The sequence below is a fragment of the Nocardioides sp. YIM B13467 genome (assembly GCF_042788075.1).
Lineage (GTDB): Bacteria > Actinomycetota > Actinomycetes > Propionibacteriales > Nocardioidaceae > Nocardioides.
The window spans coordinates 19,696-36,328 of the sequence record NZ_JBHZPJ010000020.1 but is presented as its reverse complement, the minus strand read 5'-3'; the positions used below and the strand labels follow the sequence as shown (position 1 = coordinate 36,328).

General features: G+C 67.9%; 27 protein-coding genes. 5 read left to right on the top strand and 22 right to left on the bottom strand.

The genetic code is table 11. The annotated features are described in order from the left end of the window. Nucleotides 1-98 precede the first annotated feature (98 nt). The 21 genes from rplO to rpsJ form a co-directional block, all read right to left on the bottom strand. Nucleotides 99-539, bottom strand: a complete 441-nt coding sequence (gene rplO, locus ACFX43_RS05225) for a 50S ribosomal protein L15 (RefSeq protein WP_091052397.1) — start codon at nt 537-539, stop codon at nt 99-101. Nucleotide 540: 1 nt separating this feature from the next. Continuing rightward, nucleotides 541-723: a 50S ribosomal protein L30 gene (rpmD, locus tag ACFX43_RS05220; RefSeq protein ID WP_008361029.1), complete on the bottom strand. Its 183-nt coding sequence runs from the start codon at nt 721-723 to the stop codon at nt 541-543. Beyond that, nucleotides 723-1,334 (bottom strand): 30S ribosomal protein S5, encoded by a 612-nt coding sequence (gene rpsE / locus ACFX43_RS05215; protein ID WP_160027014.1) that lies wholly within the window; start codon nt 1,332-1,334, stop codon nt 723-725. Before rpsE ends, rpmD begins: the two co-directional genes overlap by 1 nt. Nucleotides 1,335-1,368: 34 nt before the next feature. After that, nucleotides 1,369-1,752: a 50S ribosomal protein L18 gene (gene rplR, locus ACFX43_RS05210; protein WP_008361025.1), complete on the bottom strand. Its 384-nt coding sequence runs from the start codon at nt 1,750-1,752 to the stop codon at nt 1,369-1,371. Next, complete coding sequence (rplF, locus tag ACFX43_RS05205) at nt 1,752-2,306, bottom strand: 50S ribosomal protein L6 (protein WP_378817831.1); 555 nt, start codon at nt 2,304-2,306, stop codon at nt 1,752-1,754. The genes rplR and rplF overlap by 1 nt, the downstream gene beginning before the upstream one ends. 22 nt (nt 2,307-2,328) lie before the next feature. Then, nucleotides 2,329-2,736, bottom strand: coding sequence for a 30S ribosomal protein S8 (rpsH, locus tag ACFX43_RS05200; RefSeq protein ID WP_040755997.1), 408 nt, complete (start codon nt 2,734-2,736; stop codon nt 2,329-2,331). A gap of 86 nt (nt 2,737-2,822) precedes the next feature. Continuing rightward, nucleotides 2,823-3,008 carry a type Z 30S ribosomal protein S14 gene (locus ACFX43_RS05195; RefSeq protein WP_017932844.1) on the bottom strand — a complete coding sequence of 62 codons (186 nt, stop codon included), beginning with the start codon at nt 3,006-3,008 and terminating at the stop codon, nt 2,823-2,825. Between the two features lies 1 nt (nt 3,009). Next, nucleotides 3,010-3,570 (bottom strand): 50S ribosomal protein L5, encoded by a 561-nt coding sequence (rplE, locus tag ACFX43_RS05190; RefSeq protein WP_091052391.1) that lies wholly within the window; start codon nt 3,568-3,570, stop codon nt 3,010-3,012. A gap of 2 nt (nt 3,571-3,572) precedes the next feature. Further along, the gene (gene rplX, locus ACFX43_RS05185; protein WP_091052390.1) at nt 3,573-3,932 is read right to left on the bottom strand and encodes a 50S ribosomal protein L24; all 360 of its coding nucleotides are present in this window, start codon (nt 3,930-3,932) and stop codon (nt 3,573-3,575) included. Next, a complete protein-coding gene (gene rplN, locus ACFX43_RS05180) occupies nt 3,932-4,300 on the bottom strand; it encodes a 50S ribosomal protein L14 (RefSeq protein ID WP_008361015.1) in 369 nt (122 codons plus the stop codon). The genes rplX and rplN overlap by 1 nt, the downstream gene beginning before the upstream one ends. Before the next feature lie 172 nt (nt 4,301-4,472). Next, nucleotides 4,473-4,751, bottom strand: coding sequence for a 30S ribosomal protein S17 (rpsQ, locus tag ACFX43_RS05175; RefSeq protein WP_357335433.1), 279 nt, complete (start codon nt 4,749-4,751; stop codon nt 4,473-4,475). A gap of 1 nt (nt 4,752) precedes the next feature. Continuing rightward, nucleotides 4,753-4,995, bottom strand: coding sequence for a 50S ribosomal protein L29 (gene rpmC / locus ACFX43_RS05170; protein ID WP_378817829.1), 243 nt, complete (start codon nt 4,993-4,995; stop codon nt 4,753-4,755). Then, entirely contained in the window at nt 4,995-5,414 is a 420-nt protein-coding gene (gene rplP / locus ACFX43_RS05165; RefSeq protein ID WP_141806215.1) for a 50S ribosomal protein L16, read from the bottom strand. The genes rpmC and rplP overlap by 1 nt, the downstream gene beginning before the upstream one ends. A 3-nt stretch (nt 5,415-5,417) precedes the next feature. Next, nucleotides 5,418-6,251, bottom strand: coding sequence for a 30S ribosomal protein S3 (gene rpsC, locus ACFX43_RS05160; protein ID WP_350660660.1), 834 nt, complete (start codon nt 6,249-6,251; stop codon nt 5,418-5,420). Continuing rightward, nucleotides 6,251-6,670 carry a 50S ribosomal protein L22 gene (rplV, locus tag ACFX43_RS05155; protein ID WP_091052384.1) on the bottom strand — a complete coding sequence of 140 codons (420 nt, stop codon included), beginning with the start codon at nt 6,668-6,670 and terminating at the stop codon, nt 6,251-6,253. Before rplV ends, rpsC begins: the two co-directional genes overlap by 1 nt. Then, nucleotides 6,667-6,948 carry a 30S ribosomal protein S19 gene (rpsS, locus tag ACFX43_RS05150; protein WP_008361004.1) on the bottom strand — a complete coding sequence of 94 codons (282 nt, stop codon included), beginning with the start codon at nt 6,946-6,948 and terminating at the stop codon, nt 6,667-6,669. The genes rplV and rpsS overlap by 4 nt, the downstream gene beginning before the upstream one ends. Before the next feature lie 3 nt (nt 6,949-6,951). Further along, nucleotides 6,952-7,788 (bottom strand): 50S ribosomal protein L2, encoded by an 837-nt coding sequence (rplB, locus tag ACFX43_RS05145; protein ID WP_160027008.1) that lies wholly within the window; start codon nt 7,786-7,788, stop codon nt 6,952-6,954. A gap of 16 nt (nt 7,789-7,804) precedes the next feature. Continuing rightward, nucleotides 7,805-8,101, bottom strand: a complete 297-nt coding sequence (gene rplW / locus ACFX43_RS05140; protein WP_008360999.1) for a 50S ribosomal protein L23 — start codon at nt 8,099-8,101, stop codon at nt 7,805-7,807. Then, a complete protein-coding gene (rplD, locus tag ACFX43_RS05135) occupies nt 8,098-8,991 on the bottom strand; it encodes a 50S ribosomal protein L4 (RefSeq protein ID WP_160027006.1) in 894 nt (297 codons plus the stop codon). The genes rplW and rplD overlap by 4 nt, the downstream gene beginning before the upstream one ends. A gap of 2 nt (nt 8,992-8,993) precedes the next feature. Then, nucleotides 8,994-9,650 (bottom strand): 50S ribosomal protein L3, encoded by a 657-nt coding sequence (gene rplC, locus ACFX43_RS05130; protein ID WP_378817826.1) that lies wholly within the window; start codon nt 9,648-9,650, stop codon nt 8,994-8,996. Between the two features lie 10 nt (nt 9,651-9,660). Then, a complete protein-coding gene (rpsJ, locus tag ACFX43_RS05125; RefSeq protein WP_008360994.1) occupies nt 9,661-9,969 on the bottom strand; it encodes a 30S ribosomal protein S10 in 309 nt (102 codons plus the stop codon). A 413-nt stretch (nt 9,970-10,382) separates the two neighbouring features. Here rpsJ and ACFX43_RS05120 point away from each other — a divergent pair, with 413 nt between their 5' ends. From ACFX43_RS05120 to ACFX43_RS05100, 5 genes are all read left to right on the top strand, one after another. After that, complete coding sequence (locus ACFX43_RS05120) at nt 10,383-11,489, top strand: hypothetical protein (protein ID WP_378817824.1); 1,107 nt, start codon at nt 10,383-10,385, stop codon at nt 11,487-11,489. After that, the gene (locus ACFX43_RS05115; RefSeq protein ID WP_378817821.1) at nt 11,486-12,097 is read left to right on the top strand and encodes a DUF4129 domain-containing protein; all 612 of its coding nucleotides are present in this window, start codon (nt 11,486-11,488) and stop codon (nt 12,095-12,097) included. Before ACFX43_RS05120 ends, ACFX43_RS05115 begins: the two co-directional genes overlap by 4 nt. Then, nucleotides 12,094-13,236 carry a DUF4350 domain-containing protein gene (locus tag ACFX43_RS05110; protein WP_378817819.1) on the top strand — a complete coding sequence of 381 codons (1,143 nt, stop codon included), beginning with the start codon at nt 12,094-12,096 and terminating at the stop codon, nt 13,234-13,236. The genes ACFX43_RS05115 and ACFX43_RS05110 overlap by 4 nt, the downstream gene beginning before the upstream one ends. Further along, the gene (locus ACFX43_RS05105; protein WP_350660676.1) at nt 13,233-14,216 is read left to right on the top strand and encodes a MoxR family ATPase; all 984 of its coding nucleotides are present in this window, start codon (nt 13,233-13,235) and stop codon (nt 14,214-14,216) included. Before ACFX43_RS05110 ends, ACFX43_RS05105 begins: the two co-directional genes overlap by 4 nt. A 112-nt stretch (nt 14,217-14,328) precedes the next feature. Continuing rightward, nucleotides 14,329-15,630 carry a DUF58 domain-containing protein gene (locus ACFX43_RS05100; protein ID WP_378817817.1) on the top strand — a complete coding sequence of 434 codons (1,302 nt, stop codon included), beginning with the start codon at nt 14,329-14,331 and terminating at the stop codon, nt 15,628-15,630. Here the strand turns inward: ACFX43_RS05100 and ACFX43_RS05095 are convergent. After that, the gene (locus ACFX43_RS05095) at nt 15,627-16,622 is read right to left on the bottom strand and encodes a stage II sporulation protein M (protein ID WP_378817814.1); all 996 of its coding nucleotides are present in this window, start codon (nt 16,620-16,622) and stop codon (nt 15,627-15,629) included. The genes ACFX43_RS05100 and ACFX43_RS05095 overlap by 4 nt on opposite strands. Nucleotides 16,623-16,633 lie beyond the last annotated feature (11 nt).

The following is a 16,633-nucleotide window of genomic DNA, read 5'->3' as shown; positions in this document are numbered from 1 at the left end:
TCTTGCACGTAGGGCTGAAACAGCGGGAGCGCGGTCGGGACCCCGAAGGGGCGACCCGGCCGCGCTCCCACGTGACAGGCTCTACGTTAGTAGAACTGTCAGAGAACCGTGACAGTTCCGCCAGCGGCCTCGATCTTCTCCTTGGCAGTGCCGGAGAAGGCGTTGGCGCTGATCTCGACCTTGACGGTCAGGTCACCCTGGCCCAGGACCTTGACCGGGTGGCCCTTGCGGACGGCACCCTTCTCGATCAGGGTCTCGGGGGTAACGACGCCACCCTCGGGGAAAAGCTCGTTGAGCTTGTCGAGGTTGACGACCTGGAACTCCACCTTGAAGGGGTTCTTGAAACCCTTCAGCTTGGGGAGTCGCATGTGCATCGGGGTCTGGCCACCCTCGAAGTAAGCGGGGACCTGGTAACGGGCCTTCGTGCCCTTGGTACCACGGCCGGCCGTCTTACCCTTGGACGCCTCACCACGACCCACACGGGTCTTGGCCTTCTTGGCACCGGGAGCCGGCGCCAGGTTGTGCACCTTGAGTGCCATATCAGTCGACCTCCTCGACCGTCACCAGGTGACGGACGGTCTGGACCATGCCGCGGATCTCCGGGCGGTCCTCCTTGACGACCACGTCGCCGATCCGCTTGAGACCGAGCGTACGCAGGGTGTCTCGCTGGTTCTGCTTGAGACCAACGAGGCCCTTCTTCTGCTGGACCTTCAGCTGCGCCATCAGGCCGACACCTCCACAGCGGGAGCCGTAGCCTCGGCCTGCGCCTTGAGCAGCGCGTCGGGGGCGACGTCCTCAACGGGGAGACCACGGCGGGCGGCGACAGCCTCAGGCGTCTCGAGCATCCTGAGGGCCTCCACCGTCGCGTGGACGATGTTGATCTGGTTGGACGAACCGAGCGACTTGCTCAGCACGTCGTGGATGCCGGCGCACTCCAGGACGGCGCGCACCGGACCACCGGCGATGACACCGGTACCAGGGGCGGCCGGACGAAGAAGGACCACACCAGCGGCCTTCTCACCCTGCACCGGGTGCGGGATCGTGCCCTGGATGCGGGGAACGCGGAAGAAGTGCTTCTTCGCTTCCTCGACACCCTTGGCGATCGCCGCGGGAACTTCCTTCGCCTTACCGTAGCCGACGCCGACCAGACCTTCACCGTCACCGACGATCACAAGGGCGGTGAAGCTGAAGCGACGACCACCCTTCACGACCTTGGCAACTCGGTTGATCGCGACGACCTTCTCGATGTAGGCGGTCTTGTCGGCGCTCTGGTTGCGACGGTCGTCGCGACCTCGGCGCTCGCCACCACGCTGTCCGCGCTGGGCTCCGCTCATCAGACTTTCCTCTTCTCTCGTTCGATCGTTGCGATCAGAAGGTCAGACCGGCCTCGCGCGCGCCATCGGCGAGCGCGGCGACACGGCCGTGGTACTTGTTGCCGGCACGGTCGAAGACGACGGTCTCCACCCCAGCGGCCTTGGCACGCGACGCAACCAGCTCGCCGACCTGCTTGGCCTTGGCGGTCTTGTCACCGGAGGCCGACCGCAGGTCGCCCTCGATGGTCGAAGCCGAGGCAAGCGTCTTGCCGGCCAGGTCGTCGACGACCTGGGCGGTGATGTGCTTGGCCGACCGGGTCACGACGAGGCGCGGGCGCTCCGGCGTACCCTCGATCTTCTTGCGACCGCGGGCCTGACGACGCAGGCGCGAGCGGACACGGGAAGCGGTGTGCTTGTTGTTCGACAGCGAGATGGCCATCACTTACCAGCCTTTCCGACCTTGCGGCGGATGTTCTCGCCGGCGTAACGAACGCCCTTGCCCTTGTAGGGCTCCGGCTTGCGCAGCTTGCGAATGTTGGCCGCAACCTCACCGACGAGCTGCTTGTCGATGCCGACGACACCGAGCTTGGTCGGACCGTCGGTGGTGAAGGTGATGCCCTCGGGCGCGTCGAAGACGATCGAGTGGGAGTAACCCAGCTGGAACTCCAGCTTGGTCGGGCCCTTCGACAGCACGCGGTAACCCACGCCGACGATCTCGAGCTTCTTCTCGTAGCCCTCGGTGACACCCAGGACCATGTTGTTGATCAGCGTGCGGGACAGACCGTGGAGGGCCTTGTTGTCCCGGCTGTCGTCGGGGCGCTTGACGTCGAGGACGCCACGGCCCTCATCGTCCTGGCCCTTCTCGACGGTGATCGGCTCGGCCACGGTGTGCGCCAGGGAGCCCTTGGGACCCTTGACACTCACGACCTGGCCGTCGATGGTGACGTCCACGCCGGCCGGAACCGGGACGGGGAGCTTGCCAATACGCGACATTTCTCTACTCTCCCTTCCCTGATTACCAGACGTAGGCGAGGACTTCCCCACCTACGCCCTTCTTGTTCGCCTGGCGGTCGGTCAGCAGACCCTGGCTCGTCGAGATGATCGCGACGCCGAGGCCGCCGAGCACCTTCGGGAGACCGGTGTGCTTCGCGTAGACACGCAGACCGGGCTTGCTGATGCGGCGTACGCCGGCAATCGAGCGCTCACGGTTGCGGCCGTACTTGAGGGTGATCGACAGGGTCTTGCCGACCTGGCCCTCGGTGGGCTCCAGCACCTCGTACTTGGTGATGTAGCCCTCCTGCTGGAGGATCTCAGCGACGCCCTGCTTCAGCTTGCTGTACGGCATCGAAACCGCATCGTGGTACGCCTGGTTGGCGTTACGCAGACGAGTGAGCATGTCTGCGATCGGGTCAGTCATCGTCATTGGCCGAACGGCCCTTTCTCGTAGTGGTTTCCTCACGACACAAAGTCATGAGGACCTTCAACGTCAGTGGTTGGAACGGTGATCGCTCACCAGGAGGACTTGGTGACGCCGGGCAGCTCGCCCCGGTGGGCCATCTCGCGCAGGCAGATACGGCACAGGCCGAACTTGCGGAACACGGCCTTCGGGCGGCCGCAGCGCTGGCAGCGGGTGTAACCGCGAACCGCAAACTTCGGCTTGCGGGCGGCCTTCACCTTGAGAGCGGTCTTCGCCATCTCAGTTCTCCTTGAACGGGAAGCCGAGCGCCTTGAGCAGCGCGCGACCCTGGTCGTCGTTGGTGGCAGTCGTCACGAGGGTGATGTCCATGCCCCGCGAGCGGTCGATCTTGTCCTGGTTGATCTCGTGGAACATGACCTGCTCGGTGAGACCGAAGGTGTAGTTGCCGTTGCCGTCGAACTGCTTGCCGTTGAGACCGCGGAAGTCCCTGATGCGGGGCAGCGCGAGCGAGAGCAGACGGTCGAGGAACTCCCACATGCGGTCGCCGCGCAGCGTGACGTGCGCACCGATCGGCATGCCCTCACGCAGCTTGAACTGCGCGATGGACTTCTTCGCCTTGTTGATCAGCGGCTTCTGGCCGGTGATCGCGGTCAGGTCGTTGACAGCGCCCTCGATCAGCTTGGAGTCGCGAGCAGCCTCGCCCACACCCATGTTGACGACGATCTTGGTCAGACCGGGGATCTGCATGACATTCGGGATCTCGAACTCGGCCTGCAGGGCCGGGGCGATCTCCTCGCGGTACTTCGTCTTGAGGCGCGGGGCCACAGCGGTGTCGGTCATGATCAGATGTCCTTACCGGTCTTGCGCGAGATGCGAACGCTGCGCTCGGCGGCGTACGTCGACCCGTCGGGGCGACGCTTCTGGACCGTCTCACGGCGGTAGCCGACGCGAACCGGCTCGCCACCCTCGAGCAGCTGGACGTTGGAAACGTGGATCGGGGCCTCGGTGTTCACGATGCCGCCGGTGGTGCCGGCGCGGCCGCCCTGGTCCTGGACCTTGGTGTGCTTCTTGACGAGGTTGATGCCCTCGACGATCACACGGTCCTCCTGGGTGAGGACAGCGATCACCTTGCCGGAGCCGCCCTTGTCCTTACCAGCGATCACCTTGACGGTGTCGCCCTTCTTGATGTGCGAGCGACCCATCACAGCACCTCCGGCGCAAGCGAGATGATCTTCATGAACTTCTTGTCGCGCAGCTCGCGGCCGACCGGGCCGAAGATGCGGGTGCCTCGCGGCTCGCCGTCGTTCTTGAGAATGACGGCGGCGTTCTCGTCGAAGCGGATGTACGAGCCGTCAGCGCGGCGGCGCTCCTTGACGGTGCGCACGATGACGGCCTTGACGACGTCACCCTTCTTCACGTTGCCACCGGGGATAGCGTCCTTGACGGTGGCGACGATGGTGTCGCCGATGCCGGCGTAGCGACGACCGGAACCACCGAGCACACGAATGCAAAGGATCTCCTTCGCACCAGTGTTGTCGGCGACCTTGAGTCGCGACTCCTGCTGGATCATTACTTCTCCTTGTCGAGCTGGTTCTCAACCGCATCCAGGGCGGTCGAGCCTTGCCGAACGTAATGGGATTTGATGGGCACAGGCCCAGCGAACAATGGTCGCTGGACCTGCGCCCTTTGGTCAATTTGGCGACGTTTGTCGCCAGCCGGATCCGTCTCTTACGAGACGAGGATCACTTGGCGCGCTCGACGACCTCGACGAGGCGCCACCGCTTGGTGGCGGACAGCGGCCGGGTCTCCATGACCAGGACGCGGTCGCCGATGCCGGCGGTGTTCTGCTCGTCGTGAGCCTTGAGCTTGCTGCTACGGCGCATGACCTTGCCGTAGAGCGGGTGCTTCACGCGGTCCTCGACCTCGACGACGATGGTCTTGTCCATCTTGTCGCTGACGACGAGGCCCTCGCGCACCTTGCGCGTGTTGCGCTCGGTGCCCTCAGTGGTGGTCTCAGCCATCTCAGGCCTCCTCAGTGGTCTCGGCACCCGGGGCCACGCGGATGCCGAGCTCGCGCTCACGCACCACGGTGTAGATCCGGGCGATGTCCTTCTTGACGGTGCGGAGCCGACCGTGGCTCTCCAGCTGGCCGGTGGCCGCCTGGAACCGGAGGTTGAACAGCTCCTCCTTCGCCTCGCGCAGCTTCGCCTCGAGGTCGACGTCGGTGAGCTCGTCCAGCTCGAACGTCTGCAGGGAGTTAGCCATCAGAACTCACCAGCCTCTCGCGTGATGAAACGGCACTTCATGGGCAGCTTGTGGATCGCGCGGCGCATCGCCTCGCGGGCCGTGGTCTCGTCGACACCGGAGAGCTCGAACATCACGCGGCCCGGCTTGACGTTGGCAACCCACCACTCGGGCGAACCCTTACCGGAACCCATGCGGGTCTCGGCCGGCTTCTTGGTCAGCGGGACGTCGGGGTAGATGTTGATCCACACCTTGCCGCCTCGCTTGATGTGACGAGTCATCGCGATACGCGCTGCCTCGATCTGGCGGTTGGTCACGTAGTGACCCTCGATCGCCTGGATGCCGTACTCACCAAACGCAAGCTTCGTGCCACCCTTGGCCACGCCTGTGCGCTTCGGGTGGTGCTGCTTGCGGTGCTTGACTCGACGGGGCATCAGCATGGGTCAGCCCTCCTGGGTCGTGGTCTCGGCGGCGGGAGCCTCAGCGGCAGCCGGCGCCTCAGTCTTCGCCGCGCGGTCAGCGCGGTTCGGGCGGTCACCACGGGAGCCACGCGACGGACGGTCGCCGCCACGGCCACCACGGCCGCCGCGCTCGCCACCGCGACCCGGGACGCCCGCACGGGCGGCCTGGGCGGCCTGACGCTCGGCACGCGAGCCGGAGACCTCACCCTTGTAGATCCAGACCTTCACGCCGATGCGGCCGAAGGTCGTGCGGGCCTCGTAGAAGCCGTAGTCGATGTCCGCGCGAAGGGTGTGCAGCGGCACGCGACCCTCGCGGTAGAACTCGGTACGCGACATCTCGGCGCCGTTCAGACGACCCGAGCACTGGATCCGGATGCCCTTGGCACCGGAGCGCATGGTGGTCTGCATGGCCTTACGCATCGCGCGACGGAACTGCACGCGACCGCTGAGCTGCTCGGCAACACCCTGGGCGACCAGCTGAGCGTCGACCTCGGGGTTCTTAACCTCGAGGATGTTCAGCTGAACCTGCTTGCCGGTGAGCTTCTCCAGCTCGGTGCGGAGGCGGTCGGCCTCGGCGCCGCGGCGACCGATGACGATGCCGGGACGCGCGGTGTGGATGTCCACACGGACGCGGTCACGGGTGCGCTCGATCTCGACCTTGGCGATGCCGGCCCGCTCCATGCCCTTGCTGAGCAGCTTGCGGATCTTGACGTCCTCGCCGACGTACTCCTTGTACTGCTTGTCGGCGTACCAACGCGACTTGTGGTCGGTCGAGATGCCCAGGCGGAAGCCGTTCGGGTTGATCTTCTGACCCATTACTTCTTACCGCCCTTCTCGACGACGTCGGCCGGCTGCACGACCAGGGTGATGTGCGAGGTCCGCTTGTTGATGCGGGTCGCACGACCCTGGGCGCGGGGGCGCCAGCGCTTCATGGTCGGACCTTCGTCGACCATGGCGACCGAGACGACGAGGTCGTCACGGTCCAGACCCTCGGTCGACACCGCGTTGGCGATGGCGCTCTCGAGAACCTTGTAAACAGTCTCGGAGGCTGCCTGCGGCGCGAACTGCAGCAGGGACAGAGCCTCGTCGACGGGCAGGCCGCGGACCAGGTCGACGACGCGGCGTGCCTTCAGCGGGGTGATCCGCACGAAGCGGGCACTCGCGAAGGCACCCGGCTGGTCGCCGAGCAGGGAGTCGCGGCGGGCGCTGATGCGCTGCCGTTCGGTGGTGGTCATCGACGGCGTCCCTTCCGGTCGTCCTTGATGTGACCCTTGAACGTGCGGGTCGGGGCGAACTCGCCCAGCTTGTGACCGACCATCGAGTCGGACACGAAGACCGGGACGTGCTTGCGACCGTCGTGCACCGCGATGGTGTGACCGATCATCTCGGGCACGATCATCGAGCGGCGCGACCAGGTCTTGATCACGTTGTGGGTGCCCTTCTCGTTCTCGGCGTCCACCTTCTTCTGAAGGTGGTCGTCGATGAAGGGGCCCTTCTTCAGGCTGCGAGGCATTGCTTACTTCCTACCCTTCCCGCTCTTACGGCGGCGGATGATCTGCGAGTCAGAGGCCTTGCGCTTACGCGTACGGCCCTCGGGCTTACCCCAGGGGCTGACCGGGTGACGGCCACCAGAGGTCTTACCCTCACCACCACCGTGCGGGTGGTCGACCGGGTTCATGACGACACCGCGGACGGTCGGGCGAACGCCCTTCCACCGCATACGGCCGGCCTTACCCCAGTTGATGTTGGACTGCTCGGCGTTGCCGACCTCACCGACGGTGGCGCGGCAGCGCACGTCGACGAAGCGCATCTCACCCGAAGGCATACGCAGCGTGGCCTTGGAGCCCTCACGAGCGACCAGCTGGGCGCTCATGCCGGCGGAGCGGGCGATCTTCGCGCCGCCACCCGGACGCAGCTCAACAGCGTGGATGGTGGTACCAACCGGGATGTTGCGCAGCGGGAGGTTGTTGCCGGGCTTGATGTCGGCGGTGGGACCGGACTCCACGACGGTGCCCTGGCTCACGCCGACGGGCGCGAGGATGTAGCGCTTCTCGCCGTCGAAGTAGTGCAGCAGGGCGATACGGGCGGTGCGGTTCGGGTCGTACTCGATGTGAGCGACCTTGGCCGGCACGCCGTCCTTGTCGTAGCGACGGAAGTCGATGATCCGGTAGGCCCGCTTGTGGCCACCACCCTTGTGGCGGGTGGTGATACGGCCCTGGTTGTTGCGGCCGCCCTTCTTGGGAAGGGGCACCGTCAGCGACTTCTCCGGCGTGGTCCGAGTGATCTCGGCGAAGTCGGCCACCGACGAGCCACGACGGCCCGGGGTGGTCGGCTTGTACTTACGAATAGCCATGTTCAGTCAGTCCTTCTCACGCGCCGAAGATGTCGATGCGGTCGCCCTCAGCCAGGGAGACGATCGCGCGCTTGGTGTCGGGGCGCTTGCCCAGGCCGTAACGCGTACGACGGGCCTTGCCCTTGCGGTTGATCGTGTTGACCGAGGTCACCTTGACGTCGAACACCTTCTCGACCGCGATCTTGATCTCGGTCTTGTTCGCGTCGGGGCGAACGATGAAGGTGTACTTGTTCTGGTCGAGGAGGCCGTAGCTCTTCTCGGAGACCACCGGCGCGATCAGGATGTCGCGGGGGTCGTAGTGCAGCGTGCTCACTTGTCGGCCTCCTTCTTCTTGCCGGCCTCAACGAAACCAGCCGCGATAGCGTCCTCGGCGGACTTGAAGTAGAACTCCGCCTTGGTGGACTCGTACCAACGGCCGCCCGGGGCGTGGAACTTCTTGTCCTTGCCCTTGACGTTGCCCTTGATGTCGAAGCCCTCGGGAGCCGAGCCGTCCTCGAGCGGCGCGACAGCGCCCTCGGGGAGGTCGATCTCCTTGGCGGGCTCGACAGCAGCCTCCTTGATCGCGTCCTTCTCGACCTCACCGATGGTGACGGTCTCCTTGGCGGCGACGACCGGCTTGCCCGAGATGAAGACCTCGAAGGCCGGCTTGGAGAAGACAACGTCGTCGGAGACGAGGACGTCGTAGGTGTTGAGCTGGTCGGCCCAGAGCAGGTGCACCTCAGGGGCGTTGCGCAGGCTCAGTGCGGCGACGGACTCGGAGCGGTCCAGGACGACGAGGTAACGCTTGACGTCCGAGATCGCCTTGAGGGCGGTCAGCGCGGTCTTGGTCGAGGGCGCCTCGAGGGTGAACTCGGCCACGTGGATCTGGCCGGCACGAGCCCGGTCGGAGAGGGCACCGCGGAGGGCGGCAGCCTTCATCTTCTTGGGGGTGCGCTGGCTGTAGTCACGCGGCTGCGGGCCGTGGACGGTGCCACCACCGGCGAACTGCGGCGCGCGGGTCGAACCCTGGCGGGCGCGACCGGTGCCCTTCTGCTTGTAGGGCTTGCGTCCACCGCCGCGGACCTCGCCGCGGGTCTTGGTGGAGTGCGTGCCCTGGCGCGCAGCGGCCTGCTGCGCGACGACGACCTGGTGGATCAGCGGGATGTTGACCTCAACATCGAAGATCTCAGCCGGGAAGTCGACCTTGACAGTCTTGATAGCCATGATCAGGCCTCCAGCTTCTTAGCAGCCGAGCGGAGGACCACGAGGCCACCCTTGGGGCCAGGAATGGCGCCCTTGACCAGGATGAGGCCCTTCTCGGTGTCGACGGCGTGCACGGTCAGGTTCTGGGTGGTGACGGTGTCAGTACCCATGTGACCGGCCATGCGGACGCCCTTGAAGACGCGACCCGGGGTGGCGCAAGCGCCGATCGATCCCGGCTTGCGGTGGTTGCGGTGAGCACCGTGGGAGGCACCGACACCGTGGAAGCCGTGACGCTTCATGACACCAGCGAAACCCTTGCCCTTCGAGGTGCCCGTCACGTCGATCTCCTCGCCGATGGCGAAGGTGTCGACGGGGAGCTCCTGGCCGGCGGAGTACGACGCGGCGTCGGCGGTGCGGATCTCGGCCAGGTGGCGGCGCGGCGTGGTGCCGGCCTTCTCGAACTGGCCGGCGCCCGGCTTGTTCACCTTGCGGCCGTCGATCTCGCCGTAGCCGATCTGCACGGCGTTGTAGCCGTCAGCCTCGGGGGTGCGGACCTGGGTCACGACGTTGGTGTTCGCCGCGATGACGGTCACGGGGACGACGACGTTGTTCTCGTCCCACAGCTGGGTCATGCCGAGCTTGGTGCCCAGGAGACCCTTCACGTTGCGTTCGATCGTCATGTCGTCAACCTCAGAGCTTGATCTCGATGTCGACACCAGCAGGCAGGTCGAGCCGCATGAGGGAGTCAACAGTCTTCGGGGTCGGGTCGATGATGTCGATGAGGCGCTTGTGGGTGCGCATCTCGAAGTGCTCGCGCGAGTCCTTGTACTTGTGGGGCGAGCGGATGACGCAGTACACGTTCTTCTCGGTCGGCAGCGGCACCGGGCCGGCGACCTTGGCACCCGTACGGGTGACCGTGTCCACGATCTTTCGCGCCGAGGTGTCGATCACCTCGTGGTCATAGGCCTTGAGCCTGATGCGGATCTTCTGTCCCGCCATCTGTCTCTCTCGTCCTTCTTGGTCAGCGTGCCGCGTGCTACAGGCTTCCTCCGGCTGAGTCGGCCCGGTTGCTCACCTCTGGCTCCGACCCCCGCGGTCGGGCGTGTCGCTTATTTTCCACAAGCGAACGCCGAGTTCTCGACGGGACTTTCACCATCAGCTTCACTGGAACCACGCCTTCGGGATGGGCACACGGCGACCACAGACCACATCCGGACAGGCTGATCAGCCTGCTCAGGTGACGCGATTCAGTAGTCAAGGTGTGCGCACCCCAGCGAACGTTCACTGGAGCAACCAGAGAATCTTGTCACGCGTACGCAGGTGGCTCCAAATCAACGGTGTCGTCTGGGTCGCTCTGAGAGGATGCCCCCAACCGAGCGAGTTCGCCGGTCGTCGCGACGAGGAGCATCCAGATGTCAGGAGTGTGGCCACCCCCACCGGGTGAGCAACCTCAACAGGGCGCGGCGAACCCGTCGACCCCACCCCCGCCGGGCCAGCCGGTGCACTCCCAGCCGGTGCAGGCCCAACCGGTGCAACCGGCGTGGGCCCAGCCGCTGCCACCGGCCCACAAGCCGGGAGCGATCCCGCTGCGCCCGCTGGGCCTCGGCGACATGCTCGACGGCGCCTTCCGGCTCGTACGCTTCAACCCCGGCGCCACGGTCGGCGCCTCGGTCCTCGTGGCGGCGGTCGCGATGGCCATCCCGCTGGGCGTGACCGCGGCGATGACCTTCACGGGCGACAGCCTGGAGTGGTTCGGGACCAGCATCGAGGACCCCGATTACTCGCCCGGCGGCTCCGAGATCATCGGCATGCTGGTGGCCTTCGGCTCCTTCTTCCTCGGCTCGGTCCTGCAGGCGATCGGCGCGATCCTGGTGGCCGGGATGATCTCCCACGTCGCCCATGCCGCCGCGATCGGCCGCAAGCTCACTCTCGGCCAGGCGTGGGCGGCGACCCACGGCAAGCGCTGGCGGCTGATCGGGCTGGCGCTACTGAGCGGGGTGGTCTTCACCCTGGTCCTGGCGATCGCGGCGACTCCCGTGGTGGTGCTCGCGCTCGTCGTCGACAGCCCCGTCCCGGCCATCCTGGTCGGCGTCCTGATGTTCCTGCTGTTGATCGTGGCCACCCTCTTCATGGCGGTGCGGCTCTACCTGCTCGCGGTGCCGGCACTGATGCTCGAGCGCACCGGTGTCTTCGGCGCCATCGGGCGGGCCTGGCAGCTGTCGGCGAGACAGTTCTGGCGGCTCTTCGGGATCTGGCTGCTGGCCGGCATCATCGTCGGCTTCGCCTCCCAGATCATCGCCTTCCCGATCAGCCTGGTCGCCAGCGTCGTGGGCATCGTCCAGCCGGACCTCTACTTCCTCGCGACGATCGCTGGCAGCGCCGTCTCCACCGTGGTCTCCGCTGCGATCGTGACCCCGTTCAGCGGTGCGGTGACCAACCTGCAGTATCTCGACCAGCGCATCCGCAAGGAGTCCTACGAGGTCGAGCTGATGGAGCAGGCCGGGCTGCTGAGCAGATGATCCTCCTCCAACGGACCCCTCCTCTGACGCCGACGCCCGAGGAGGGTCGCTCCTGGCTTCGGCGCGAGCTGGCCGGGCCGGAATACCACGACCTCGACCTCATCGAGCGGATCCTGCGCTGGATCGAGCGCACCCTGTCCGACGGCCTGCCGTCGATCGGCGACGTGCCCTGGGCCCAGACCGTCGCCGCGATGGTCGTCTTCGCCGCGCTCCTGGTCGGGATCGGCCTGCTGGTCTCGCGGGCCCGGCGCAGCCCCCGGGTCGCCCGCGACCGCAACGGGGACGTCCTCACCGACGAGTCGCTCTCCGCGGCCGCGCTCCGGGCGCGGGCCGAGGCTGCGTACGCCTCGGGGGATCACGGCGCTGCGGTGATCGACGGGTTCCGGGCCCTGGCCAGACGACAGGTCGAGCGTGGCCGGCTCGCGGAGGATCCTGGGCTGACCGCCGCCGAGGTCGCCGCGAGCCTGGAGCGGGAGATGTCGCTCGAGGGCCGCGCCGGGCAGGCCGCGGAGCTGTTCAACGAGGTGCTCTACGGCGACCATCCCGCCACGCGCGAGCAGGCCGAGGGCGTACTCGCTCTCGAGCAGGAGCTGGCGGTGGCGCGATGAGCACGCAGGCCCCGGCCCCGGCGGGCTCGACCGTCGGACGATTGGGCTGGTTCCGACGGAACCGACCGCTCCTGATCGTCGCGCTGGCCTTCATGATCGCGGTCGTGCTGGCCTACGTCGCGACGCCGAAGGGCGGGGAGTCCTTTGCCGCCTACGACCCCGAGAGCCCCGACCCCGACGGCACCCGGGCGCTGGTCCAGGTGCTCGAGGACCACGGGGTCGAGGTCGAAATCGTCCGCTCGTCGAAGCGCCTGGAGAGCACCGAGATCGGGCGGGACACGACGGTCTTCGTGACCGGCACCGACGCGCTCGGCGAGGACACCGCCTCCCGGCTGCGCGAGCGCACCGACGATGCCGCCGCGCTGATCCTGGCCGAGCCCGCCCCGTACGTGTCGGCGATGCTCGGCATCCCCTACGCGGTCGCCCAGACGCCCGAGAAGGTCGAGGCGGGCTGCGACGACCCACGCTGGGAAGGGCTCAGCATCCAGGCCGATGCGGTCACCGCGTACGACACCGGCTCCTGCTTCCCGCACGAGGGCGGCGCGGTGCTGGCGCCCGCGGAGGGGCTCACCGTCTGGGGTGCGCCGCAGGTGCTGACCAACGACCAGATCCTGCGGGCGGACAACGCGGCGGTGGCGCTGCGGCTGCTGGGCGAGAACGACCACCTGGTCTGGTACGTCCCCTCCTTCGAGGACCTCGCGCCCGACGAGGCCCACTCCCCCAGCTCGTTGCTGCCGCGCTGGATCAAGCCGGCCCTGTGGCTCCTGCTGCTCGCCGTCATCGCATTCGCCATCGCCCGCGGCCGGCGGCTGGGTCCGCTGGCGGTCGAGCCGCTGCCGGTCCATGTCCGAGCCGGGGAGACGACGCGCAGCCTGGGCCGGCTCTACCGCCGTTCCGGAGACCGCACGCATGCCGCGACGACGCTGCGGCACGCCGCCCGCACCCGCCTCGCCCGGAGACTGCGGCTGGGGCGCGATGCCACCCCGGAGGCCGTCGTACGCGCCGTCATCCAGCGCACCGGACGACCCGATCTCGAGGTCTCCGCGCTGCTCACCGATGCCCCGATCGAGAACGACCAAGACCTGATCACGCTGGCCAACGCGCTGGCTGCCCTTGAGGAAGAGGTACGACACCCATGACCCAATCCGAGACCATCGCCAACGTGTCGCCCGACGGCGCACGGGAGCGGCTCACCGCGGTCCGGGCCGAGGTCGCCAAGGCGGTCGTCGGGCAGGATGCCGCGGTCTCCGGGCTGCTGGTCGCGCTGGTGTGCGGCGGCCACGTGCTCATGGAGGGCGTACCCGGCACCGCCAAGACCCTGCTGGTCCGGTCGCTGTCGGCGGCACTCTCGGTGGAGACCCGCCGGGTGCAGTTCACCCCCGACCTGATGCCCGGTGACATCACCGGGTCGATGGTGGTCGAGTCCTCCCACGGCGAGCTCACCTTCCGGGAGGGGCCGGTCTTCACCAACCTTCTCCTCGCCGACGAGATCAACCGCACCCCTCCGAAGACACAGTCGGCGCTGCTCGAGGCGATGGAGGAGGGTCAGGTCTCGGTCGACGGGGTCACCCGCCCATTGCCGCGCCCGTTCCTGGTGGCCGCGACCCAGAACCCGATCGAGTACGAGGGCGTCTACCCGCTCCCCGAGGCCCAGCTGGACCGGTTCCTGCTGAAGGTCGTCCTCCCGGTGCCGTCGCGCTCCGACGAGGTGCAGATCCTCAACCGCCACGCCTCCGGCTTCGACCCGCGCGACGTCGCCGGTGCCGGGGTCACCGCGGTCGCCTCGGGCGCCGACATCGAGGCCGCCCGGCAGCACGTCTCGACGGTCCAGGTCTCCCCCGAGGTCACCGGCTACATCGTCGACATCGCCCGGGCGACTCGCGAGTCCCCGTCGCTGTCGGCCGGGGTGTCCCCGCGAGGCGCCACCGCGCTGCTCCGCTCGGCGCGTGCCTGGGCCTGGCTCGCCGGCCGCGACTTCGTGACTCCCGACGACGTGAAGTCGCTCGCCCACGCCACCCTCGCCCACCGCCTGGCCCTGCGCCCCGAGGCCGAGCTAGAGGGTGTCCAGGTCTCCCAGGTCCTCTCCTCCGCCATCGGCGCCGTCCCCGTCCCCCGATGACCACCCCCAGCCGAGACGTCACTACTGCAGGCCGAGACGTCAGTTCTGCAGATCGAGATGTCAGTTCTGCAGATCGAGACGTCAGCGATGGCGTCGGCTCGAGGCCGCGCTGATGGCGATCACCTGGCGCGTCCCACTGCTCATGCTGGCCGGCATCGTCCCTGTCGTGCTACGCCCGGCCGCGAGCACGGCGGCGGTATGGATCCTGCTCGTGGTGGTGCTTGCGCTCCTCGATGTGTTCCTGGCGCCCAAGCCGACGACCCTGGAGATCAGCAGGGTTCCGCTCGGCGGGATCAGGCTGGGCGAGTCGACGACGTCAGAGCTGATGGTCCGCTCCCCCGCCCGCGGCTTCCGGGCGCTGGTGCGCGATGCCTGGCAGCCCACCGCCGGCGCCGGTCACAACCGGCATCGGATCCGCCTCGGTCGCGGCGACAGCACCCGGCTGCGTACGCCGCTGCAGCCGAGGCGCCGCGGAGATCTGCGGGCGTTGGGCGTGACGGTGAGGGCGTACGGGCCCTTGGGTCTGGGCGCCCGGCAGCGCACGATCCCGGTGGAGGGCTCGGTGCGGGTGCTGCCCGCCTTCGAGTCGCGCAAGCACCTGCCCTCGCGGCTTCAGCGTCTGCGCGAGCTCGACGGCCGGGCCGCGGTCCGGGTGCGCGGGCAGGGGACGGAGTTCGACTCGCTGCGGGAGTACGTCCGCGGCGACGACGTACGCTCCATCGACTGGCGCACCACCGCCCGCTCCCGCACCGTCGTGGTCCGCACCTGGCAGCCGGAGCGGGACCGGCGCGTGGTGCTGGTGCTCGACACCTCCCGCACCTCGGCCGGCCGGATCGAGGGCGCCGGCGGAGGGGTGCCACGGCTCGACTCCGCGATGGATGCCGGGCTCCTGCTCGCCGCCATCGCCTCGCGGGCAGGCGACCGGATCGACTTCATCGCCGGCGACCTGCGCGTACGCTCCCGGGTCCGCCTCGCTGGCCAGCGCGACGTCACCCAGCGGCTGCAGGAGACGATGGCCGACCTCGAGCCGGTCATCGCCGAAGCCGACTGGTCCAACCTCGCCGGCGCCGTCGCCGGCCTCGGCCGCCACCGCGCGCTCGTGGTGCTGCTCACGCCCCTCGATCCGCACGCGATCGAGGAGTCGCTCCTCCCCGTACTTCCGGTCCTGACCCAGCACCACCGTGTCGTCATCGCCTCCGTCCGCGACCCCGAACTCGAGGCCACCGCCGCCTCCCGCGAAACCCTCGAGGACGTCTACGCCGCGGCCGCCGCCGAGCAGACCCTCCGCCGCCGCGACCACACCGCCGCCATGCTCCGCGCTCTCGGCGTCGACATCGTCGACGCCGACGCCGAGTCCCTCCCGCCCGCTCTCGCCGACCACTACCTGCAGCTCAAGGCCACCGGCCAGCTCTAAGCCTGGGTGGCGACGCGGTCCTCGAGCAGACGGTCGTCGATGTCGCCGGTCTCGCCGTGGGAGGCGGCGGCGCGGCCGACGATGAAGACGTACGCGAAGAAGGCGAGCTCGGCGAGGATGCCGATGCCGACGCGGGCCCAGGTGGGTAGGGGCGAGGGGGTGACGAAGGCTTCGATGATGCCGGAGATCAGGAGCACGACGATGAGGCCGAGGGCGATGCCGGCGGCGGTGCGGCCCTCACGGGCCATCGACTGCCCGCGGGTCAGCGAGCCAGGGTCGATCCAGGACCAGAAGATCCGCAGGCCGACGGCGCCGGCGACGAAGACGGCGGTCAGCTCCAGCAGGCCGTGAGGAAGGATCAGGCCCCAGAAGAGGCCACCGCGGTCGTGGCGGTGCATCAGGGTGCCGAGGATCGCCAGGTTGGAGATGTTCTGGAACATCGAGTAGATCACCGGCAGCCCGAGCACACCCAGGGCGATGCAGATGAACGAGACCCAGACGTTGTTGACCCAGACCTGGGTGGCGAACGACGAGGCCGCGTGCTCGCTGTAGTAGCCCTCGATGTCGTGCTCGACCAGCTGCTTGACCTGCTCCGGGCCGAGCAACGACTGCTCGACCTCCGGGTGGCGCAGCAGCCACCAGATCATGACCGCGGTGACCAGGACGTTGGCCACCATCATCCCCAGCCACCACCAGCGCAGCCGGTAGAGCGCGGCCGGGAACCGATGGGTGAAGAACCGCAGGAAACCCGACCAGGTGCTCGTGCGGGTGCCGGTGGTGCGGTTGCGGGCAGCGGCCAGCAGCACCGAGAGATGCTGGACGGCCGTCGGGTCGGGGGCGTTGCTTCGTACGACCGAGAGCTGGGTGCTCACCCGCTGATAGAGCTCGACCAGCTCGTCGGCCTGGGCGCCGTTCAGCCGTCGCTCGGCCAGCAGCTGCTCGAGCCTGGTCCGGTCGGCGGCGGTAGCGGCCAGATACGCGTCGAGATCCACGCCCGCAGCGT